The organism is Pseudomonas grimontii (assembly GCF_007858185.1).
In the GTDB taxonomy this organism is placed as follows: domain Bacteria; phylum Pseudomonadota; class Gammaproteobacteria; order Pseudomonadales; family Pseudomonadaceae; genus Aquipseudomonas; species Aquipseudomonas grimontii.
Genome location: NZ_VFES01000009.1, coordinates 56,147 through 76,453, shown reverse-complemented (window position 1 = coordinate 76,453; position 20,307 = coordinate 56,147). Strand labels below are relative to the sequence as shown.

8 protein-coding genes are annotated in these 20,307 nt (G+C 64.0%); 4 read left to right on the top strand and 4 right to left on the bottom strand.

Annotated elements, in window-relative coordinates; genetic code table 11:
• The first annotated feature begins 64 nt into the window (after window positions 1-64).
• Together FIV39_RS15490 and FIV39_RS15485 are read left to right on the top strand one after the other, a co-directional pair.
• Entirely contained in the window at window positions 65-688 is a 624-nt protein-coding gene (locus tag FIV39_RS15490; RefSeq protein WP_090399949.1) for a TetR/AcrR family transcriptional regulator, read from the top strand.
• Between the two features lie 93 nt (window positions 689-781).
• Window positions 782-1,570 (top strand): substrate-binding periplasmic protein, encoded by a 789-nt coding sequence (locus FIV39_RS15485; RefSeq protein WP_090399947.1) that lies wholly within the window; start codon window positions 782-784, stop codon window positions 1,568-1,570.
• Window positions 1,571-1,572: 2 nt separating this feature from the next.
• Here FIV39_RS15485 and FIV39_RS15480 read toward each other — a convergent pair whose 3' ends face one another.
• Window positions 1,573-2,124: an RNA polymerase factor sigma-70 gene (locus tag FIV39_RS15480; protein ID WP_027603895.1), complete on the bottom strand. Its 552-nt coding sequence runs from the start codon at window positions 2,122-2,124 to the stop codon at window positions 1,573-1,575.
• A 302-nt stretch (window positions 2,125-2,426) separates the two neighbouring features.
• On the opposite strand from FIV39_RS15480, the gene FIV39_RS15470 reads away from it, so the two are divergent.
• Both FIV39_RS15470 and FIV39_RS15465 read left to right on the top strand, forming a co-directional pair.
• Complete coding sequence (locus FIV39_RS15470) at window positions 2,427-3,179, top strand: thioesterase II family protein (RefSeq protein WP_090399945.1); 753 nt, start codon at window positions 2,427-2,429, stop codon at window positions 3,177-3,179.
• Between the two features lie 65 nt (window positions 3,180-3,244).
• On the top strand, window positions 3,245-16,153 hold the full coding sequence (locus tag FIV39_RS15465; protein WP_090399943.1) for a non-ribosomal peptide synthetase: 12,909 nt from the start codon (window positions 3,245-3,247) through the stop codon (window positions 16,151-16,153).
• 810 nt (window positions 16,154-16,963) lie between these two features.
• Here the strand turns inward: FIV39_RS15465 and dsbG are convergent.
• From dsbG to dsbD, 3 genes are read right to left on the bottom strand one after another with little or no spacing between them, the layout of a single operon-like run.
• Window positions 16,964-17,725 carry a thiol:disulfide interchange protein DsbG gene (dsbG, locus tag FIV39_RS15455; protein WP_090399939.1) on the bottom strand — a complete coding sequence of 254 codons (762 nt, stop codon included), beginning with the start codon at window positions 17,723-17,725 and terminating at the stop codon, window positions 16,964-16,966.
• A complete protein-coding gene (locus FIV39_RS15450) occupies window positions 17,701-18,546 on the bottom strand; it encodes a TlpA disulfide reductase family protein (RefSeq protein ID WP_090399937.1) in 846 nt (281 codons plus the stop codon). Before FIV39_RS15450 ends, dsbG begins: the two co-directional genes overlap by 25 nt.
• Window positions 18,546-20,273 (bottom strand): protein-disulfide reductase DsbD, encoded by a 1,728-nt coding sequence (dsbD, locus tag FIV39_RS15445; protein WP_090399935.1) that lies wholly within the window; start codon window positions 20,271-20,273, stop codon window positions 18,546-18,548. The genes FIV39_RS15450 and dsbD overlap by 1 nt, the downstream gene beginning before the upstream one ends.
• Between the last annotated feature and the right edge of the window lie 34 nt (window positions 20,274-20,307).

Here is a 20,307-nt window from a genome sequence, read left to right as displayed (position 1 = left end):
GCTTGGGTGACTGGCACGGCCTAAATTGCCGGCCAAGACGTCAGTAGAAGTAGAGGAGAGCAGCATGGATGAGCACAAAGCCCTGCGGGTAATGCGCACCATGGTCGACGGCGGCCAATTGACCGACCCCGACAGTGCCCGGGGCAAGTTGCTGCAAACCGCGGCTCACCTGTTTCGCAACAAGGGCTTTGAGCGCACCACCGTGCGTGACCTGGCCAGCGCCGTGGGCATTCAGTCTGGCAGCATCTTTCATCACTTCAAGAGCAAGGATGAGATCCTGCGCGCGGTGATGGAGGAAACCATCCACTACAACACGGCCTTGATGCGCGCCTCGCTCGAGGAGGCGACCAACGTGCGCGAACGTGTGCTGGCGCTGATTCGCTGCGAGTTGCAGTCGATCATGGGCGGCAGCGGCGAGGCCATGGCGGTGCTGGTGTATGAATGGCGTTCGCTGTCGGCCGACGGCCAGGCCCACGTGCTGGCCCTGCGCGATGTATATGAAGACATTTGGCTGCAGGTATTGGGCGAGGCCAAGGCGGCGGGCTACATCAAGGGCGATGTGTTTATTGCGCGCCGCTTCCTCACCGGGGCCTTGTCCTGGACCACCACCTGGTTTCGCGCCGAGGGCAGCCTGACCCTGGAGCAATTGGCCGAAGAAGCCTTACTGATGGTTTTGAAGGCCGATTGAGGCGCAAGCTATTAATTTGCCGACGGAAAGTTGTCTCGCTGGACAAAAACGCCTAGCTTATCGCCATCGATGTATTGAACGGTGTGTGCCTTGATGTTATCGCCATGGCGGTTGGCTGCAGGACTTACTTTATGGGCACTCGGCACCGCAGCATGGTTGCCGGCTTCGGCTGCGCAACTGGTGCGCATCGGCGCGGCGCATTTCCCGCCCTATACCGTGCGCCCAGAGAAGGGCGCCGACACCGGATTGTTACCGCAACTGGTGGAGGCCCTGAACGCCTCGCAAACCGACTACCAGTTTGTGCTGGTGCCCACCTCCATCCCCAGGCGCTTCCGCGATTTCGAGCAGGGCCGGGTCGACGTGGCCATCTTCGAAAATCCTGCCTGGGGCTGGCAGAAAATTCCCCACACCAGCGTCGACATGGGGCTTGAGGATGCGGAAATCTTCGTCGCCCAGCGTGATCCCGGCCGTGACCAACGCTATTTCGCCGACCTGGCCGGCAAGCGCCTGGCGGTGTTCAGCGGTTATCACTACGCCTTTGCCAACTTCAACCCCGACCCCAAGTACATGGCCGAGCACTTCAACGCCACGTTGACCTACTCCCATGACAGCAACCTGCTGATGGTTGCGCGCGGACGTGCGGACATCGCCCTGGTGACCCGTTCGTACTTGAGTGACTTCATGGCGCGCAATGTGGATATGGCCGGGCAGTTCCTGGTGTCGGAGCGCATCGATCAGGTTTATCACCATTACGCGTTGCTGCGGCCCAAGGCGCCGATCACGGGCGAGGCGTTTTCGGCGTTGCTCAAGCGACTGCGCGATAGCGGCGAAATGCTGAAGATTTTCGAGCCGTATCGCATTGATGTGATGGCGGTGCCCTGAGGTCAAACTCGACGCGCAAACGTATCGCTATGGTTGCCCGACACCTTGCGGCAGTGCACCAGCGCATCGCGAATCATGAAGTTCACCAACGTCGGTGAAACCCCCAGTTCCTTGGCGATGTCCTTTTGCGGCACGCCGTGCAGGCGGTACATCTCGAACGCGTAGCGGGTGCGCTGGGGCAACTCCGTCAGCGCGTCGGCGATGTTTTCCAGGGTATTGAAATTAATGTGGGAGGTTTCCGGTGAAGCGCCGTGAATAACCACATTCAACCCTTCCTCTTCCGTCCCGGAGTATTTGAGCTCCAGGGCCTGCTTGCGGTAGTGATCGATCGCCAGGTTGCGCACGATCTGGAACAGATAACTCAGTTGGGCCTTGAACGATGACGTGATCGTCGGCGCCGATTGCAGGCGGAAGTAGGCGTCCTGCACGACGTCTTCGGCTCGGGAGCGGCACCCGGTAATACGTGCTGCGATCTTCACCAAAATCAGCCGATTGTCTACGAACGCCTGGAGAAGCGGTGAGTCGCACCTGCCTGTGGATACTTGTTCCGTCATGGAAAATCACCTTGTCGCGAAGAAGTTAGGGGAGGGCGTCCTTGCTGAAGCCTCCTACACATCGGGCAACAAATTATTCTTAATGATAATGATTGTCAAATGAGAAGACGAACTAATCTTATGCTTTCTTGTTCGGTGTGAACCACCCCTCACAGGTAACCGGCGACTAATTATTTGCCGGTGCCGTCCGTTCTTCTGGGTGACAGGGCCGTTAGTCAAGCGGCCAGGGATCAGCACCCGCAGGAGGACGAAATGGGTTTTTACCGTGCGCACAGCGTGTTTCAGTTTGGAGTCGTCGCTCGATGACTATGCCGACTCGACTGCGCCTGTTCTGCCTGCCCTATTCGGGCGCCAGTGCCATGGTTTACGCACGTTGGCGCCGCACCCTGCCGGAGTGGTTGCAGGTGTGCCCGCTGGAATTGCCCGGCCGTGGCATGCGCATGGACGAGCCCCTGCAACGTGATATCAAGGCCTTGGCGGCGCAGCTCGCGGAAGAAATCAGCCGCGACCTGAGCGGCCCTTACGCGTTGTTCGGCCATAGCCTTGGTGGCCTGCTGGCCTTTGAATTGGCCCATGCGCTGAACGCGCGAAATGTTCCAGCGCCGTTGGCACTGTTCGCCTCCGGCACGGCCGGCCCGGCCCGCCGCGATGTCAGCGAATACACCATCGAAAAGACCGACGAGCAACTGATTGCCCGCCTGCGCGAACTGCAAGGCACTGCCGAGGAAGCCCTGGCCAACCCCGAATTGATGCAGTTGATGCTGCCGATCCTGCGCGCCGACTTCCTGCTGTGCGGCAGCTTTATCTACGGCGAGCGTGAGCCGCTGGGCATACCGATCCATGTGTTCGGCGGCAAGCAGGACAGCGTGCGCGCCGACCAGTTGCTCGACTGGCAGCTTGATGCCGCCAGCGGCTTTTCCCTGGACATGTTCGACGGCCACCACTTCTTCCTTATCCAGCACGAAAGTGCCGTATTGCGCTGCGTGCGCCGCTACGCCGACGAACACCTGGCCCGCTGGCGCAATGGCGCGGCGCGGCAATTGGCCGTCGGCTGATCGCTGTTGCTCTCGATTTTCCCGTAAGCCGAATTTCCCGTAAGCCGATTTCAGGCAGGAACCCCATGATGGACGCCTTCGAACTTCCCCGCACCCTGGTCGAGTCCCTTCAACGTCGCGCCGCGCAGACCCCGGACCAGGTCGCCCTGCGCTTCCTCGCCGAGTCGGCCGAGCACAACGTGGTGCTCAGTTACCGTGACCTGGACCTGCGCGCCCGCACCATCGCCGCCGCCTTGCAGGCCAACGCCGAGTTGGGCGACCGTGCGGTGCTGTTGTTCCCCAGTGGCCCGGACTACGTCGCGGCGTTCTTTGGTTGCCTGTACGCCGGGGTGATCGCGGTGCCGGCCTACCCGCCGGAGTCCACCCGCCGTCATCACCAGGAGCGCTTGCTGTCGATTATCGGTGACGCCGAACCACGCCTGCTGCTGACCATCGCCAGCCTGGCCGATGGCCTCGCGCAGATCGAAAACGCGCCGCCGGTGCTGAGTGTCGATACCCTCGACGCACAGACCGCCAGCGCCTGGAGCGCCGCCGACCTGCAACCCGACGACATCGCCTTCCTGCAATACACCTCCGGTTCCACCGCGCTGCCCAAGGGCGTGCAAGTCAGCCACGGCAACCTGGTGGCCAACGAAGTGCTGATCCGACGCGGCTTTGGCATCGACCTGAACCCCGACGACGTGATCGTTAGCTGGCTGCCGCTGTACCACGACATGGGCCTGATCGGCGGCCTGCTGCAACCGATCTTCAGCGGCGTGCCGTGCGTGTTGATGTCGCCGGCCTACTTCCTCGGCCGGCCGTTGCGCTGGCTCGAAGCGATCAGCGAATACCGCGGCACCATCAGCGGCGGACCGGATTTCGCCTACCGCCTGTGCAGCGAGCGGGTCAGTGATTCGGCCCTGGAACGCCTGGACTTGAGCAACTGGCGCGTGGCCTATTCCGGCTCCGAGCCGATCCGCCTCGACACCCTGGAGCGCTTCGCCGAGAAGTTCGCCGCTTGCGGGTTTACCCCGAATAATTTCTTCGCCTCCTACGGCCTGGCCGAAGCCACCCTGTTTGTCGCCGGCGGCCGGCGTGGCCACGGCATCCCCGCGCTGCGTGTCGACGCGCAGGCCCTGGCCGCCAACCGCGCCGAGCCCGGGCAGGGCAGTGCGATCATGAGTTGCGGCACCCGCCAGCCGGAACACGCGGTACTGATCGCCGACCCGCACACCCTGACCGAGCTGGCCGACAACTGCGTCGGCGAACTCTGGGCCAGCGGCCCGAGCATCGCCCACGGCTACTGGCGCAACCCCGAAGCCAGCGCCAGGACCTTCGTGCAACATGCCGGCCGCACCTGGCTGCGCACCGGTGACCTGGGCTTTATCCGCGAGGGTGAGGTGTACATCACCGGCCGCCTGAAAGACCTGCTGATCGTGCGCGGGCACAACCTCTACCCCCAGGACATCGAACAGACCATCGAGCGCGAAGTGGAAGTGGTGCGCAAGGGCCGGGTCGCGGCGTTTGCGGTGAATGACAACGGCCTGGAAGGCATCGGCATCGCCGCAGAAATCAGCCGCAGCGTGCAGAAGATCCTGCCGCCTGAAGCGCTGATCAAAGCCATCCGCCAAGCCGTGGCTGAGGCCTACCAAGAGGCGCCCTGCGTGGTGGTGTTGCTCAACCCCGGCGCCTTGCCCAAGACCTCCAGCGGCAAGGTGCAGCGTGCGGCGTGTGCGCTTCGCCATGTGGATGGCAGCCTCGACAGCTACGCGCAGTTCCCCGGCCTGCCCGCGCAGGCCAGCGATACCGCGCTGGAATCCGAACTGCAAAGCCAGATTGCCGCGATCTGGTGCGAGCAGTTGCAGGTCGCCACGGTGGCGGCTGACGATCACTTCTTCCTGCTCGGCGGCAACTCCATCACCGCCACCCAGGTGGTCGCGCGTCTGCGCGAAACCCTCGGTCTGGAGCTGAACCTGCGCCTGCTGTTCGAGGCGCCGACGCTGTCTGCATTTGCTGCCAGCGTGGCGCAACTGCAACAGGATGGCGGCATCGCCCAAGGTGCTATTCATGCCCTGTCACGCCAGGAAGAGCTGCCGCAGTCCCTGGCCCAGAACCGCCTGTGGATCACCTGGCAACTGGACCCGCAAAGCAGCGCCTACACAATCCCCGGCGCCCTGCGTTTGCGTGGCGAGTTGGATGAAGACGCGGTGCGCTCGAGCTTCCAGCACCTGATCCAGCGTCATGAAGCCCTGCGCACACGTTTCTATGAGCGCGATGGCCGCGCCTTCCAGCGTGTGGATGCCAATCGCGATTTCGACCTGCAGGTTATCGATCTCAGCGACGTGCCCGTCGCCGAGCGTGAAGCCCGCGCGCAGCAGATCCGAGAAGACGAAGCCCGCACCCTGTTCGACCTGGAAAAAGGCCCGCTGCTGTGGGTGACCCTGGTGCGCCTGGACGATGCAGATCACCAGTTGCTGGTGACCCTGCACCACATCATCGCGGACGGCTGGTCGTTGAATATCCTTATCGACGAGTTCTCGCGCCTGTACGCCGCCGCAAGCCAGGGCCAGCCCCTGACGTTGCCACCCCTGGCCTTGCAGTACGCCGATTACGGCAGCTGGCAGCGTCAATGGCTGGCCGACGGTGAAGGCCAGCGGCAACTGGCGTACTGGAAAGAGCAACTGGGGGACGAGCATCCGACCCTGAGCCTGGCCACCGACCACCCGCGAGCGGCCCGGCAACGCCGCAGCGCGTCGCGCCATACTGCGCGCCTGAGTGTCAGCCTCAGCGAAGCGATTCGCCACACTGCCCAGGCCCATGAGTCCACGCCGTTCATGCTGTTGCTGGCGGCGTTCCAGACCTTGCTCTACCGCTACAGCGGCCAGCGCGACATCCGTATCGGCGTGCCCAATGCCAACCGCCCACGCCAGGAAACCCAAGGCCTGATCGGCTTCTTTATCAACACCCTGGTGCTGCGTGCCGAGCTGGACGGGCGCCTGCCTTTCACTGAGCTGTTGGCCGCCACCCGCCAGACGGCATTGGGTGCCCAGGCCCATCAGGACCTGCCGTTCGAGCAGCTGCTGGAAGCCTTCCCGCACGCTCGCGAGCAAGGCCTGTTCCAGGTCATGTTCAACCATCAGCAACGTGACCTCAGCGCCTTGCGCCGCCTGCCGGGCCTGCTCGCCGATGAGCTGCCATGGCACAGCCGCGAAGCCAAGTTCGACCTGCAACTGCACAGCGAAGAAGACCGCAACGGGCGCCTGAGCCTGTCCTTCGACTACGCCGATGAACTGTTCGACAGCGCGACGATCCAGCGCCTGGCCGAGCACTACATCCACCTGTTGCAAGCGGTCTGTGAGCAACCGCAGCAAGCCCTCGGCGACATCCAGCTGATGCAGCAGGATGAACAGCAAACGTGGTGCCAGGCGCCGTGCGCACCCGCTCAACAATGGCTGCCCGAACTGCTCAACCAGCACACCTCGGACAACACCGCGCTGGTTTGGCAGGACGGCAGCCTGACCTTCGCCCAGCTGCACACCCAGGCCAACCGCCTGGCCCATTACCTGCGCGACAAAGGTGTCGGCCCGGACGTGTGCGTGGCCATCGCTGCCGAGCGTTCGCCGCAGTTGCTGGTCGGCCTGCTGGCGATCATCAAGGCCGGTGGTGCCTATGTGCCGCTGGACCCGGATTACCCCGCCGAGCGCCTGGCCTACATGCTCAAGGACAGCGGCGTGCACCTGCTGCTGACCCAGACCGCGTTACTGGAACACTTGCCGACGGCCGACGGCGTGTGCGTGATTGCCATGGACACCCTGCACCTCGACGGTTGGCCGACCCAGCCACCGGGCCTGCACCTGCACGGCGACAACCTCGCCTATGTGATCTACACCTCCGGCTCCACCGGCCAGCCCAAGGGTGTGGGCAATACCCACGCGGCCCTGGCCGAGCGCTTGCAGTGGATGCAGGCCACGTATCAACTGAATGACAGCGACGTGCTGATGCAAAAGGCACCGATCAGTTTCGACGTGTCGGTGTGGGAGTGTTTCTGGCCGCTGATCACCGGCTGCCGCCTGGTGCTGGCCGGCCCTGGCGAACATCGCGATCCGCACCGCATCGCGCAGTTGGTGCAGGCGCACGGCGTAACCACGCTGCACTTTGTGCCGCCGCTGTTGCAGCTGTTTATCGACGAACCGCTGGTACCTGAGTGCACCAGCCTGCGGCGCCTGTTCTCCGGTGGCGAGGCCTTGCCCGCCGAGTTGCGCAATCGCGTGTTGGCGCAGTTGCCGGCGGTGCAACTGCACAACCGCTATGGTCCGACCGAGACGGCGATCAACGTCACCCACTGGCATTGCACTGCCGAGGATGGCGAGCGCTCGCCGATCGGCCGGCCGCTGGGCAATGTGATCTGCCGCGTGCTGGACGAGCAGCTCAACCCGTTGCCGGCCGGTGTGCCGGGCGAACTGTGCATTGGCGGCATCGGTCTGGCGCGCGGTTACCTTGGGCGTGCCGGTTTGACCGCTGAGCGCTTTGTCGCCGACCCGCTGGGCGAGGCCGGCGCGCGTCTGTATCGCACCGGTGACCGCGCACGCTGGAGCGCCGATGGCGTGCTCGAATACCTCGGCCGTCTCGATCAGCAGGTCAAGCTGCGTGGCTTCCGGGTGGAGCCGGAAGAAATCGAAGCGCGCCTGCTGGCCCTGGACGGTATCGCCCAGGCCGTGGTGCTGGTGCGTGACACCCAGTTGATCGGTTACTACACCGCCCATAGCGCGCTGGACGAACAGGACGTCAAAGCCGCCCTGGCCGCCGAGTTGCCGGAGTACATGGTGCCCGCGCAACTGATGCGCCTGGACGCGATGCCCCTGAGCCCGAGCGGCAAACTCGACCGTCGCGCATTGCCGGCGCCGGTGTGGCAAACCCGCGAGCACATCGCCCCCGAAACACCCTTGCAGCAGCAGATTGCAGCGATCTGGCGGGAAGTGCTGGGCTTGCCCCGTATCGGCCTGCGCGATGACTTCTTCGCCCTCGGCGGCCACTCGTTGCTGGCCACGCAAATCATCTCCCGCACCCGCCAGGCCTGCGACGTCGAGCTGCCGTTGCGCACCTTGTTCGAGGCCAGTGAGTTGGGCGCTTTTGCCGAGCAAGTCGGCCTGATCCAGGCCAGCGGCCAACGCAACCAGCAAACCGCAATCGCCACCGTCGACCGCAGCGCGCCCGTGCCGTTGTCGTATTCCCAGCAGCGCATGTGGTTCCTGTGGCAGATGGAACCGGACAGCCCGGCCTATAACGTCGGCGGCATGGCGCGCCTGCGTGGCGTGCTGGATGTGGGGCGTTTCGAGGCGGCGTTGCAGGCCTTGATCATGCGCCACGAAACCCTGCGTACCACCTTTCCGAGCGTCGATGGCGTAGCCAGTCAAAAGGTCTCGGCGCAGACCGACCTGCGCATGGGTTGGCAGGATATGTCTGCGTTGAACGCGAGCGAGCGCGAGCAGCGTTTGCGGCAACTTGCCGATGTTGAGGCCCACACGCCGTTCAACCTGGAGACCGGACCGCTGCTGCGCGCGTGCCTGGTCAAGGCCGGTGAGCAGGAGCACTACCTGGTGCTGACCCTGCACCATATCGTCACCGAAGGCTGGGCCATGGACATCTTTGCCCGTGAACTCAGCGCGCTGTATGAAGCGTTTATCGATGAGCGCCTGTCTCCGCTGCCACCGTTGCCGGTGCAGTATCTGGATTACAGCGTGTGGCAACGCCAATGGTTGGAGTCTGGCGAGCGCCAACGCCAGCTGGATTACTGGACTGCGCAACTGGGCCACGAACACCCGTTGCTCGAATTGCCCGGCGACCGTCCACGGCCACCGGTGCAAAGTCACCGGGGCGAGCTGTACCGCTTCGACCTCAGCGACGATCTCGCCGCTCGTGTGCGTGCCTTCAACGCCGAACGTGGCCTGACCCTGTTCATGACCATGACCGCCACCCTGGCTGTGTTGCTCTACCGCTACAGCGGCCAGACCGACCTGCGCATCGGCGCGCCCGTGGCCAACCGCATTCGCCCGGAAAGCGAAGGGTTGATCGGGGCGTTCCTCAATACCCAGGTGCTGCGTTGCCAGCTCACTGGGCGGATGAGTGTTGCTGAGCTGTTCGAGCAGGTCCGTCACACCGTGATCGAAGGCCAGTCCCATCAGGACCTGCCGTTCGACCATCTGGTGGAAGCCCTGCAACCGCCACGCAGCGCGGCGTACAACCCACTGTTCCAGGTGATGTGCAACGTGCAGCGCTGGGAATTCCAGCAGAGCCGCCAACTGGCCGGCATGACCGTCGAATACCTGGCCAACGATGCCCGCGCGACCAAGTTCGACCTCAACCTGGAAGTCACCGACCTCGATCACCGCCTGGGTTGCTGCCTGACCTACAGCACCGACCTGTTCGACGAACCGCGCATCGCGCGCATGGCCGAGCATTGGCGCAACCTGCTCGAAGCCTTGATCGCCAACCCGCAACAACGTCTCAGCGAACTGCCGTTGCTGAGCGCCACCGAGCAACGTGCGTTGCGGGACAGCCTGGGTGTGGAAGCCGGCGAGCATCGCCTCGACCAGTGCATCCATCAACTGTTCAGCCGTCAGGCGCTCAAGCATGCGCAGGCCCCGGCGCTGACCTTTGCCGGTGTCACCCTCACTTATGCCGAACTGGACGCTCGCGCCAACCGCCTGGCGTGGATGCTGCGCGAGCGTGGCGTCGGCCCGCAGGTGCGTGTCGGCCTGGCGCTGCCGCGCTCGCTGGAAATGGTCATCGGCCTGCTGGCGATCCTCAAGGCCGGTGGCGCGTATGTGCCGCTGGACCCGGAATACCCGCTGGACCGTCTGCACTACATGATCGAAGACAGCGGCATCGGCCTGCTGCTCAGCGATGCAGCGATGTTCGAAGCCCTCGGCGAATTGCCGGCGACCGTGGCTTGCTGGTGCCTGGAAGATGACTTGCCGGTGCTGGCGAATTACCCGGCCGGCGAGCTGCCGTTTATCAGCGTGCCGCAACATCAGGCCTACCTGATCTACACCTCCGGCTCCACCGGTAAACCCAAGGGCGTGGTGGTGTCCCACGGTGAAATCGCCATGCATTGCCAGGCCGTGATCGAACGCTTCGGCATGCGCCCGGACGATTGTGAGCTGCATTTCTATTCAATCAACTTCGACGCCGCCACCGAGCGTCTGTTGGTGCCGTTGCTCAGCGGTGCGCAAGTGGTCCTGCGCGCCCAGGGCCAATGGGATGCCGAGGAAATCTGCGGGCTGATTCGTACCCATCGCATCAACATCCTTGGTTTTACCCCGAGCTACGGCAGCCAGTTGGCGCAGTGGCTGGCGACCCAGCACCAGACCTTGCCGGTGCGCATGTGCATCACCGGCGGCGAAGCGCTGACCGGCGAACACCTGCAGCGTATCCGCGCAGCGTTCCAGCCCGAGGTGTTTTTCAACGCCTACGGCCCGACCGAAACCGTGGTCATGCCGCTGGCCAGCCTCGCGCCGCAGCAGTTGGAAGAGGGCGCCGGCAGCGTGCCGATCGGCAGCATCATCGGCGCCCGCGTGGCCTATATTCTCGACGCCGACCTGGCCTTGGTTCCGCAAGGGGCGACCGGCGAGTTGTATGTCGGCGGCGCTGGCTTGGCCCAGGGTTACCACGAACGTCCGGGGATGACGGCGGAGCGGTTTGTCGCCGACCCGTTTGCCCGCCATGGCGGTCGTCTGTATCGCACCGGCGACCTGGTGCGCCAACGCGCCGATGGCCTGGTGGAGTACCTGGGGCGCATCGATCATCAGGTGAAGATTCGCGGTTTCCGGATCGAGCTGGGCGAGATCGAAACCCGCCTGCTGGAGCATGCCTCCGTGCGCGAGGCGGTGGTGCTGGCGCTGGATTCGCCGAGTGGCAAGCAGCTGGTGGCGTACCTGGTCAGCGACGCCGACCACGCCACCTTGCGTGACGCGCTCAAGGCCCATCTCAAGGCCCATCTCCATAAACAGCTGCCGGACTACATGGTGCCCGCGCACCTGATCGTCCTCGACAGCATGCCGCTGACCGCCAACGGCAAGCTCGACCGCCGCGCCTTGCCGCAACCCGACCCCGAGGCCAATCGCCAACACTACGTGGCCCCGCGCAACGAGCTGGAAAGCACCTTGGCGGCGATCTGGTGCGCGGTGTTGAACGTGCAGCAAGTCGGCCTCGACGATAACTTCTTTGAATTGGGCGGCGATTCGATCCTGTCGATCCAGGTGGTCAGCCGCGCGCGGCAGGCGGGGATTCATTTCAGCCCTCGCGACCTGTTCCAGCACCAGACCGTGCAAACCCTGGCCGCGGTCGCCACGCGCGCCGAGCAGGTCATCGCCGAGCAAGGTGTGCTCACCGGTCGCTCGGGCCTCACGCCGATCCAGCACTGGTTCTTCGACACCGATATTCCAGCGCGTCAGCACTGGAACCAGGCGCTGGTGCTCAAACCGCTGCAACTGCTCGAGCCTCATCGCCTGGAGCAAGCGCTGCTGGCGGTACTGGAACACCACGACGCCCTGCGCCTGAGCTTCGCCCGGCGCGATGCGCAATGGCATGCCGAACACTTGGCCGTGCCCCAGGGCGGCGTGCTGATGCAGGCGCAAGTGCGCGATATGGCGCAGTGCACTGCGCTGTTCAGCGACACCCAGCGCAGCCTCGACCTGGAACACGGCCCGCTGTTGCGCGCCTTGCTGGTGGACGGCCCGCAAGGTCAGCAACGCTTGCTGATCGCGATCCATCACCTGGTGGTGGACGGTGTGTCGTGGCGCGTGTTGCTCGAGGACCTGCAAAACGTCTACCGCCAGCTCAGCGACGGCCAGTCCGTCAGCCTGCCGGCCAAGACCAGCGCCCTGCGTGACTGGGCCGCGCGCTTGCAGGCGTATGCCGGCAGCGAATCCCTGCGTGAAGAGTTGAGCGTGTGGCAGGCCCGGTTGGCCGGTCCTGACGCGGCATTGCCCGTGGCCCGCCCGCACGGTTCGCGGCGCAATCGTGATGCCGCCACCGTCAGCGTACGCCTGGATGCCGAACACACGCGCCAATTGCTGCAACAGGCGCCGAGCGCCTACCGCACCCAAGTCAACGACCTGCTGCTGACTGCACTGGCCCGTGTGCTGTGCCGCTGGAGTGGGCATGATTCGGCGCTGATCCAACTCGAAGGCCATGGCCGCGAAAACCTGTTCGACGACATCGACCTGACCCGCAGCGTCGGCTGGTTCACCAGCGCTTACCCGCTGCGCTTGACCCCGCACGTGGGGCAGGGCGACTCGATCAAGGCGATCAAGGAACAGCTGCGTGCCGTGCCCCATAAAGGCCTGGGTTATGGCGTGCTGCGCTACCTGGCGGACGACGCGTGCAAACAAAGCATGGCCGCGCTGCCAAGCGCGCAGATCACCTTCAACTACCTCGGCCAGTTCGACCAGAGCTTTGGCGATGATGCGTTGTTCCACCCGCTGGACGAATCGGCGGGCCTGGCCCATGACTTGGACGCACCGCTGCCCAACGAGCTGAGCGTCGACAGCCAGGTGTACGGCGGCGAACTGGTGCTGCGCTGGACCTTCAGCCGCGAACGCCACGACCAACAGACCATCCAGGAACTGGCGCAGGCCTACCTGGCCGAACTGCACAACCTGGTTGCCCACTGCCTTGAGGACAACGCTGGCGGCCTGACACCGTCCGACTTCCCCCTGGCCCGCCTGACCCAGCCGCAACTGGATACGTTGCCGGTACCGGCCAGCGCCATCGAAGATGTGTACCCGCTGACCCCGATGCAAGAGGGGTTGCTGCTGCACACCCTGCTTGAACCGGGCACCGGCCTCTACTACATGCAGGACCGCTACCGCATTAACAGCGTGTTGGACCCCGAGCGTTTCGCCCAGGCCTGGCAAGCGGTGATCGCCCGCCACGAAGCCTTGCGCGCCTCGTTCTGCTGGAACGTCGGCGAAGACATGCTGCAAGTGATCCACAAGCCGGGCAGCACGCCGATCGAGTACCTGGATTGGAGTGCCGATCCGCAAAGCGAACATGAACCGCGCCTGCAAGCGCTGCTCAAGGCCGAGCGCGAAGCCGGTTTCGATCTGCTCAACCAGGCGCCGTTTCACCTGCGGTTGATCCGTGTCGGTGAAGCGCGCTACTGGTTCATGATGAGCAACCACCACATCCTTATTGATGCCTGGTGCCGTTCGCTGTTGATGAATGACTTCTTCGACCTCTACACGGCCCTCGGCGAAGGTCGCGACGCGCAGTTGGCCACGCCACCGCGCTACCGCGACTACATCGCCTGGCTGCAACGCCAGAACCTCGCCGAAGCACGCCAGTGGTGGCAGCAAAACCTGCAAGGGTTCGAGCGCACCACGCCGATCCCGAGCGACCGGCCGTTCCTGCGCGAACATGCCGGCCACAGCGGCGGCATGGTGGTGGGCGACTGCTACACCCGGCTCGACGCCCGTGATGGTGCGCAACTGCGCGAACTGGCCCAGGCCCATCAACTCACCGTCAACACTTTTGCCCAGGCGGCGTGGGCGCTGGTGCTGCGACGCTTGAGTGGCGACCGTGACGTGCTGTTCGGCGTCACCGTGGCCGGGCGCCCGGTAGAAATGCCCGAGATGCAACGCACCGTCGGCCTGTTTATCAACAGCATCGCGCTGCGGGTGAAGCTGCCCGAGGACGGCCAACGTTGCAGCGTGCGCCAGTGGTTGAGCGCGTTGCTCGACAGCAATATGCAGCTGCGCGAGTACGAATACCTGCCGCTGGTGACGATCCAGGAGCACAGCGAGTTGCCCAAGGGCCAGCCGCTGTTCGACAGCCTGTTCGTGTTTGAAAACGCCCCGGTGGAAGTCTCGGTGTTGGACCGCGCCCAAAGCCTGAACGCGACCTCGGACTCCGGCCGCACCCACACCAACTTCCCGCTGACTGCGGTGTGCTATCCGGGCGATGACCTCGGCCTGCACCTGTCCTACGACCAGCGTTACTTCGACGAAACCACCGTGCAAGGCATGCTCGGTGAATTCAAGCGCCTGCTGCTGGCGTTGGTGCAGGGCTTCCACGGTGATATGGCCGACCTGCCGCTGATGGGCGAGCAGGAGCGCGCGTTCCTGTTGGACGGCTGCAACCAGAGCGAACACGCCTACCCGTTGGAGCGCAGCTATATCGAGTTGTTCGAGGCGCAGGTGAGCGCGCATCCGCAGCGCATCGCCGCCAGTTGCCTGGACCAGCAATGGACCTATGACGAGTTGAACCGCCGCAGTAACGGCCTGGGTCATGCGCTGATTGCGGCGGGCGTCGGCCTGGACCAACCGGTGGCGTTGCTGGCCGAGCGTAGCCTTGACCTGCTGGGCATGATCATCGGCAGCTTCAAGGCCGGCGCCGGCTACCTGCCGTTGGACCCGGGCCTGCCGAGCCAGCGCTTGAGCCGCATCATTGACCTGAGTCGCACACCGTTGCTGGTATGCACCGAGGCGTGCCGTGAGCAGGCCATCGAGTTGCTGGACGGTGTCGACTGCCAGTTGCTGGTGTGGGAGGAGGTGCCTGCCCGTGGGGAAAATCCGGGCATCTACAGCGGCCCGGACAACCTTGCCTACGTGATCTACACCTCGGGCTCCACCGGCCTGCCCAAAGGCGTGATGGTCGAACAGCGCGGCATGCTCAATAACCAATTGAGCAAGGTGCCGTACCTGCAACTGAGCGCAACGGATGTGATCGCGCAGACCGCTTCACAAAGCTTCGATATTTCCGTGTGGCAATTCCTCGCCGCGCCGCTGTTCGGTGCGCGGGTGGATATTGTCCCGAACAGCATCGCCCACGATCCTCAGGGCTTGCTGGCACATGTGCAGGCACACGGCATCAGCGTGTTGGAAAGCGTGCCATCGCTGATCCAGGGCATGCTCGCCCAGGATCGAATCAGTCTGGAAGGTTTGCGCTGGATGCTGCCAACCGGTGAAGCGATGCCGCCGGAACTGGCGCACCAGTGGTTGGTGCGTTACCCGGACATCGGCTTGGTCAACGCTTATGGCCCGGCGGAATGTTCTGACGACGTGGCGTTCTTCCGCGTCGATCCGGCGTCCACCCGTGGCACTTACCTGCCGATTGGGACGCCGACCGACAATAACCGTTTGTACGTAGTGGATGGCGCGCTGGAGTTGGTGCCCCAGGGCGCGGTCGGTGAACTGTGCGTGGCCGGCACCGGGGTCGGCCGCGGCTATGTCAGCGATCCGCTGCGCACCGCCCAGGTGTTTGTGCCGAACCCGTTCGGCGCACCGGGCGAGCGCCTGTACCGTACCGGAGACCTGGCACGGCGGCGCAGCGATGGCGTGCTGGAGTACGTCGGGCGTATCGACCATCAGGTGAAGATTCGCGGCTACCGCATCGAGCTGGGTGAAATCGAAGCGCGCCTGCACGAGCAACCGCACGTGCGCGATGCGGCGGTGGGCGTGCAGGAAGGCGTCAACGGCAAGCATCTGGTGGGTTACCTGGTGGCCGCCGATGAAACCCTCAACCCGAGCGAACGCCTGGACCGCATCAAGCAACGCCTGCGCGCTGAACTGCCGGAGTACATGGTGCCGCTGCATTGGCTATGGCTCGAGCGCCTGCCGCTCAACGCCAACGGCAAACTCGACCGCAAGGCCCTGCCTGAACTGGAGATTGGCCAGTTGCACAGCCAGGACTACCTGGCGCCGCGCAACGAACTGGAAAACACCTTGGCCGCGATCTGGGCCGAGGTGCTGAAAGTCGAACGGGTAGGCGTGCAGGACAACTTCTTCGAACTGGGCGGGCACTCGTTGCTGGCCACGCAGATTGCCTCACGGGTGCAGAAGACCCTGCAGCGGGATGTGCCGCTAAGGGCGATGTTCGAGTGCAGCACGGTGGCGCAATTGGCCGAGTACATCGAGGGGTTGGCGGCCAATGAGATCAGCGCGGAGAAGGTGGAGCGGTTGAGTGATTTGATGGCGGAGTTGGAAGGGCTTTAATCTCCGCTGGGTTTGGGTGAGTACATATCCGTTGCTGCGGTCACGGCTACCTATGGTTCCGCCCTTACGGCGGGTCACTTTTGGAAGAGCGCCAAAAGTAACCAAAAACGCTTCGCCCCAACACTCGGCACCTCGCCTAGGCTCGGTGTGCCCTCACTCCGGCTTTGGAGCGTGGGCCGCCGCAATGGGCCATCCTTGGCCCAGTGCGGCTAACCCGGCGTCCTGCCGGGTTACCCACGCTCCAAAGCCTGCGTTCGGCCAGCGTGTTTGACGGGGCGATCCCAGATCAAAAACAAAGCGAGGCGGCCTTAAAGCCGACCTGATCTTTGAAGCGTACGCGGTGTGGCTTCTACTTCCTTAACCGCTGACGAAGTCAGCAATCTTTTGATCTGGCTCTGGCTCTGGCTTTTGATCTTGATCTCAGGCGCCCCGTTAACCACGCTGGCCGAGCGCAGGCTTGAATCCGAGGGTAACCCGGCAGGACGCCGGGTTAGCCGTCCTGGGCCATGGATGGCCCATGACGGCGGCCCACGGATTCAAGCCGGAGTGAGGGCATACCGAGCCTAGGCGAGGTACCGAGTGGTGGGGCAAGAGCCCTTTGGTTACTTTGGGGCTTTTCCAAAGTGACCCGCCGTAAGGGCGGAACCCATAGCCGCCGTTACCGCAGCAACGGATATGTACTCACCCAAACCCCAAAAAGCGGTCGGCCCGAAGGCCGCCACGGAAACAAGCTCCCTCACCACAAAGAGATTTTTCAGCCTGAAAGTTGTGTAGATACCCATGCCCCGATGGCGTCAGACCAGGCGCCGCTTACTTCGGTCCCATAATCTTCACCAACTTATCCGGCGACGGTGCGCCTTGCTGTTGCTGCAAGCCACCCTTGTCATCCAGGTAGAAAATCGCCGGCGTCGCCGACAGTTCCAGCTCATCCATTAACTTCATATTGGCATCGAGCTTGGCTTCGATATCCGCCGGGATCTTGGCCAGCGCCTGCAATTTGCTGCCTTTGCCGGCGGCTTCGTGTTCTTCCAGGGCTTTTTGCGGGTCTTTGGCGGCGAACAGGGCGGCCGACTTGGCGGCACTGTCTTCGCGGATGATGCCGACCATGATGTGGCGCAACTGCACCTTGCCGGCTTTTACCCATGGCCGCGCTTGTTCCCAGAACATGTTGCAGTACGGGCAGTTGGGGTCGCTGAACAGGTAGACGATGCGCGGCGCGTTTTTGTCGCCGTCCTGGATCCAGCTGCTTTTTTCCATCTTGGCCCAGACTTCCTTTGCCATCGGCGCATACACCAGTGTTTCCAGGGGCGCGCTGCTCAGGTCATTGCCCTGGGCGTCGTACAGATTGCCGGCGATCACGCTCTTGCCGTCGGCAGTCAGGTACAGGGCCATGCCGCGGTTCTGGTATTGCGCGGCGTAGCCGGTGAGGCCGCTGGGGGCGTCGAATTTGCCGATGATTTTGGCGCCCTTGGCTTCGATCTGTTTGATCGGTGCCGGCCAGTCTTCGGCCTGGGCCAGGGTCGCCGCGAGCGTCAGCGGCAGCAGGGTCAGCAGGTGGCGGAGGCGAGGCATGTCGGTTTCCTTGTCGTGGCGGTGTCGAAGGGTTCCATGGCACGGGCCAGGCTGGCCTGGGACAACTCGCCCAGGTGGCTGTTGATCAGGCGCCCGTCGGCTGAGTAGAACAGCGTGGTTGGCAGGGCCATGGAACCCACGGCCTGGCCGAGTCGGCCGCTGGCGTCGAACAATACGTTATCGAGCGTCAGGCCCTGGGTGGCCAGGTAGGTGCTGACGCTTTGCATGCTTTCGGCCTGGTTGACGAACAGGAAGGTCACGTCGGGGCGTTGGTGTTGCGCACGCTCCAGCACCGGCATTTCGCGGCGGCACGGCGGGCACCAGGTGGCCCACAGGTTGATCACCAGCGGGCCACCCTTGTAATCGGTCAGTTGCACCTCTTGGCCATCGGCATTGCGCAAGGTGATCTGCGGCAGTTGCGTGCCCTTGTCGTAGAGGTTCAGGGCCAGGCTGGTCATGCCCCAGAACACCAGGCCGGTGATGACCCCGGCGCTCAGCGGCTTGCGCAGCGCCGGGCGACGCCAGCCATAGAGCAGCGCACCGAGGATCAGGACGACGATACCGGGCCAGGCGAGAAAGCCGCCGTCGCGCAGGTCGACCATCTGCAGCCAGTCGTTGCTGTAGTAGCTCCAGTACATCAGCACAAAGCTGACGCGGGCGGCCAGCATGCCCAGCAGGAACAGGCTGAACAGCACCGATTCCGGATTCTCACCGCCACGCTTGGCCACGCGCCAGCCCACCAGGGTGGCAAGAATCAACGCGCTGATCAGCAGGATATGATTCAGCGCGATGGCGAAGGTGCCGATGGTCAGGGTCAGCATCAGAGGGCGTCCCGGGTCTGGTTCCAGCGTTGCAGGAACGCCTCGGCACCCACCTCGCCGGTGATGCGTTGGGCGCGGCGTTCTTCACCGTTGGGGCCGATCCAGAGGAAGGTCGGCGGGCCCGGCACTTTGTAGCGGCCCAGCAACTCGCGGCTGGCGGCGTTGTCGGCGGTGACATCCAGGCGCAGCAGGCGCACGTCTTTCAGCGCATCCAGCACTTCGGGCTTGCCGAACACCTGCTTTTCCATGATTTTGCACGACACGCACCAGTCGGCGTAATAGTCCACCAGTACCCACTGGCCTTGGGCCTTGGCGCTGTCGAGCTGGTTTTGCAGCACGGCGGGGTCATTGAGGGTCATGAAGGCTTCGTGGGCGGAGGGCGCGGGAGTGGTCTGCGAGCCGCTGTAGACCTTCAACGGTTGCCACAGGTCATCGCTGCCACCCGCTGCACCAACGAGCAGCAGGCCGCCCCACAATCCCACGATCACGGAGCCGGCGCCGAACAGCATGGCGACCCGCCCGAAATCCTGGGCCAGGCGCCAGCCGCAGTAGGCCATGGCCATGGCCAATGCGCCCCACAGGCCGAGCCACAGGTTTTCGCCGACCACAGGCCGAATCATCAGCACGGCGGTGGCCAGGAACAGGAAGCCGAAGATGCCCTTGAGTACATTCATCCAAGTGCCCGGCTTAGGCAGGAAGCGGTTGCCCACGGTGACCAGCAACAGCAGCGGCACACCAATGCCGATGCCCATGGCGAACAGGATCAGCCCGCCGTGCAGCGCATTGCCGCTCTGGGCGATATACAGCAGTGCACCGGCTAGGGGGGCCGTCATGCAGGGGCCAACCAGCAGGCCGGAGAGGGCGCCGAGCACCCCGGCGCCGACCAGGCTGCCGCCGCTCTGGTTGCGGCTGACGTTATCCAGGCGATCACGCAGCGCCACCGGCAGTTGCAGTTCAAAGAAGCCGAACATCGGCAGGGCGAGGATCACGAACAAGGCTGCGAAGCTACCGAGGATCCACGGGGTTTGCAGCAACGCGGCGAGGTTGGCGCCGAGCAGGGCGGCCAGTACGCCGAGCGCGGCATACACCAGCGCCATGCACACCACATAGCTGCTGGCCAGGGCAAAGCCGCGACGCGGGCTGGCGCCGCTGCCTACCACCAGGCCGGCGAGGATCGGCAGCATCGGCAACGAACACGGGGCAAACGCCAACAGCAGGCCCAGGCCGAAGAACACCAGCAAGCTCCAGCCCAGGCTGCGTTGTTGCAGGCCGCTGGCCAGGCTCTGGTCCTGGGCTTCGGCGGTCGCGGCGACGGCCGGGTTGCCGCCCAGATCCACCGTGATCGACTGCGGCGGATAGCACAGGCCCGCATCGGCGCAGCCCTGCCAGCCCAGCTTGACCTGGCCGGTGGTGCCGGCCGGAATCTTCACTTCCAAGCCCTGGCGATACACCTCCTGATCGCCGAAGAATTCATCGCTATGGGCCTCGCCTTGGGGCAGCGCCGGCTTTTCGGCCAGGCCATCGAACTTCATGCGCTGCTTGTACAGGTAATAACCGTCGGCAATCTGCCAATACAGCTGGGTCTCGCCGCTTTCAAGACGTTCGGAGGTAAAGGTGAAGGCCTTGCCCACCGGAAGGAAATCGGGTTTGGTCTCAAACGGATTGCCCGGCGCGGCCTGGGCGAACCCCGCGAATAACACCAGCAGAAAGGTAAACAGATGCCGCATGGTCAAGCCTTAGTTCGATGCAAGTGAGGCACAC

Bases quoted from the DNA above. Each gene is read 5' to 3' on its own strand.
- FIV39_RS15490 (WP_090399949.1), top strand. From the start codon at position 65: ATGGATGAGCACAAAGCCCTGCGGGTAATGCGCACCATGGTCGACGGC.
- FIV39_RS15470 (WP_090399945.1), top strand. From the start codon at position 2,427: ATGACTATGCCGACTCGACTGCGCCTGTTCTGCCTGCCCTATTCGGGC.
- dsbD (WP_090399935.1), bottom strand. From the start codon at position 20,273: ATGCGGCATCTGTTTACCTTTCTGCTGGTGTTATTCGCGGGGTTCGCC.
- dsbG (WP_090399939.1), bottom strand. From the start codon at position 17,725: ATGCCTCGCCTCCGCCACCTGCTGACCCTGCTGCCGCTGACGCTCGCG.
- FIV39_RS15450 (WP_090399937.1), bottom strand. From the start codon at position 18,546: ATGCTGACCCTGACCATCGGCACCTTCGCCATCGCGCTGAATCATATC.
- FIV39_RS15485 (WP_090399947.1), top strand. From the start codon at position 782: ATGTTATCGCCATGGCGGTTGGCTGCAGGACTTACTTTATGGGCACTC.
- FIV39_RS15480 (WP_027603895.1), bottom strand. From the start codon at position 2,124: ATGACGGAACAAGTATCCACAGGCAGGTGCGACTCACCGCTTCTCCAG.
- FIV39_RS15465 (WP_090399943.1), top strand. From the start codon at position 3,245: ATGATGGACGCCTTCGAACTTCCCCGCACCCTGGTCGAGTCCCTTCAA.